Genomic DNA, 1,969 nt, shown 5'->3' with positions numbered 1-1,969 from the left:
TTGAGAAAGGGAAACTTACGGATCTCGACGAGATATTTCGACAGCCCAGCGTCGACAGACGGGGCAGGTAGAGCGGCATTGTTAAACATCTTGCAAACCCCCATTAGAGCTAAGGAATTGGACTCGTTTCATCGGGCCTCAATCGACCGGCTCGATCTCGCTTGATCGAGGGGCACGAGCACGGACACGCCGGCACAGGTGCGGCGGCCGGTAAGCGGCTCGGCCTTGCGGTGAGCCCGTCGAACAACCAAGCCGTCAGGCCGCTTCGCGCTCGATCTGCTGGACGTCGGATGCGGCCAGATTGTCAATCGGGATCCGGCGAGGCTTCATGGCGTCCGGAATCTCGCGAACCAACTCGATCTGCAGCAGGCCGTTGTCGAACCGTGCTCCCTCGACCCGGACGTGGGCAGCCAGACCGAACTGCCGCTTGAAAGGTCGCGACGAGATGCCTCGATAGACGAAGTCCCGCCGTCCTTTTTCGCCCTTGCGGCCTTCGATGGTGAGCACGCTCTGTTCGGCCGTCACGGTGATCTCATCGGGGGAGGAACCGGCCAAAGCCAGCGAAATCCGATACCGGTCGTCAGACAGGCGTTCTATGTTGCAGGGTGGGTAGTTGGCTTCGCCCGCGGTGTGCCGGGCCGCGTCGAACAGATCGAACACGCGGTCGAAGCCGATAGTTGATCGCCACAGGGGGCTGATGTTGTAACGCCTCATAGCCAAATCCTCCAAGGAGCAAGATGGGTACGAGCAGGCGTCGGACACCTCCGGCGCCCGTCTCCGCCGGGCCCGCAGGGCGCCCGGGCCGCTTGTCGCGGCAAGCAAAAAACTAGCAAATCGACTTTTGGTTTCAAGCCGGAAACCGGGAATTTTTGTCTGAGGACTAATCCATGGTTACCGAGCGCGGAGCACGTCTTCAAAGTCAGGCAAAATCAACGGGAGCGGTGGAAAACGTCTCCAAGGCCCCACCAGACCCGTCGCTACGTCGGAAGTACGCCGCGGCTATATCGTGACTGAGTTTCGATCGTCAGGCGTGTAAACTCTTCTGCAGCGAGATCCTGTGTTCTGAGAAGTCGCCGCAATGCTCGATTACTCTGCGTTGGCTCTCAACCACGAAGGATCGGACCCTGCGGGCCGCTCAAATACGAGCGTCTCAGGCGGAAACCGGACGCTGGTCAGTAGTCAGACATGATCGAATAGCGAGGGGATCCGGCCGGGGGATGCGATCAGCGCAATCGGTCGAGATCGCATCCCGGTGAGTGAAATGAAACTAGCCGATTGCTGGTCTCTCCCTATTGCGGTCTTTCGGCATAAGCTTGATTCCCGATGGGTCCAGGATCGGTGAAAGGAGCATGTCGACCTTCAACGCGTTCACGCCGGCGCCCCACGTCAACCAGGGCATCGAATCCAGATAAGGGATCGGCGGCAGCGCGATCGTCCCGAAAACCTGCCCCGACTCCGGCTTGCTGCGCGGGCCATCCACCCCCCAAGCCCCCAGCGACGGCAGGATCAGGACCGCTGTCATCGAGGCCGTGAGAATCCCGCGGACCACGCGCTGTCCGAAGGCTTGTTTGCGGCTCTCCGCACGAGCGGAGACAATGGTTTGATCTCTGATCATCTCATCCTCCAATCGGTCGAAAACTGATCCAGGCGATCGTGAGAAGGCTGAGGGCGAACATGAGCCAATGCATTACAGTCGCCCCGCTCTTGCGCGATCGAGATTGCATGCGTGTGCTCATCTGGGTCTCCTTGTGCTTTGCGTTCCTTTCTCTTTTGGTTAGTGGTTGAGCCCGGCCGGTGGCGGCCGGGCTCGATCTGGACTAGAAGTCCATCGGCGGCGCTGCGGGCGCCGGCTCGGACTTCTTCGACTTCTCGGCGACCAGCGCTTCCGTCGTGATCAGCAGCGCGGCTACGGAAGCCGCATCCTGCAACGCGGTGCGAACGACCTTGGCGGGATCGATCACGCCTGCCT

General features: G+C 60.5%; 2 protein-coding genes. Both read right to left on the bottom strand.

What is annotated here, in order from left to right; genetic code table 11:
- Window positions 1-255 precede the first annotated feature (255 nt).
- Complete coding sequence (gene hspA / locus WN73_RS11875) at window positions 256-714, bottom strand: small heat shock protein HspA (protein WP_271552903.1); 459 nt, start codon at window positions 712-714, stop codon at window positions 256-258.
- 553 nt (window positions 715-1,267) lie between these two features.
- On the bottom strand, window positions 1,268-1,615 hold the full coding sequence (locus WN73_RS11870) for a hypothetical protein (RefSeq protein WP_271552902.1): 348 nt from the start codon (window positions 1,613-1,615) through the stop codon (window positions 1,268-1,270).
- Between the last annotated feature and the right edge of the window lie 354 nt (window positions 1,616-1,969).

Origin of the sequence: Bradyrhizobium sp. CCBAU 45394 (assembly GCF_028128655.1) — a bacterium.
Classification (GTDB): domain Bacteria; phylum Pseudomonadota; class Alphaproteobacteria; order Rhizobiales; family Xanthobacteraceae; genus Bradyrhizobium; species Bradyrhizobium diazoefficiens.
The sequence above is the reverse complement of the archived record's forward strand: the minus strand, read 5'-3'. Positions and strand labels throughout refer to the sequence as shown.

Bases quoted from the DNA above. Each gene is read 5' to 3' on its own strand.
- hspA (WP_271552903.1), bottom strand. From the start codon at position 714: ATGAGGCGTTACAACATCAGCCCCCTGTGGCGATCAACTATCGGCTTC.
- WN73_RS11870 (WP_271552902.1), bottom strand. From the start codon at position 1,615: ATGATCAGAGATCAAACCATTGTCTCCGCTCGTGCGGAGAGCCGCAAA.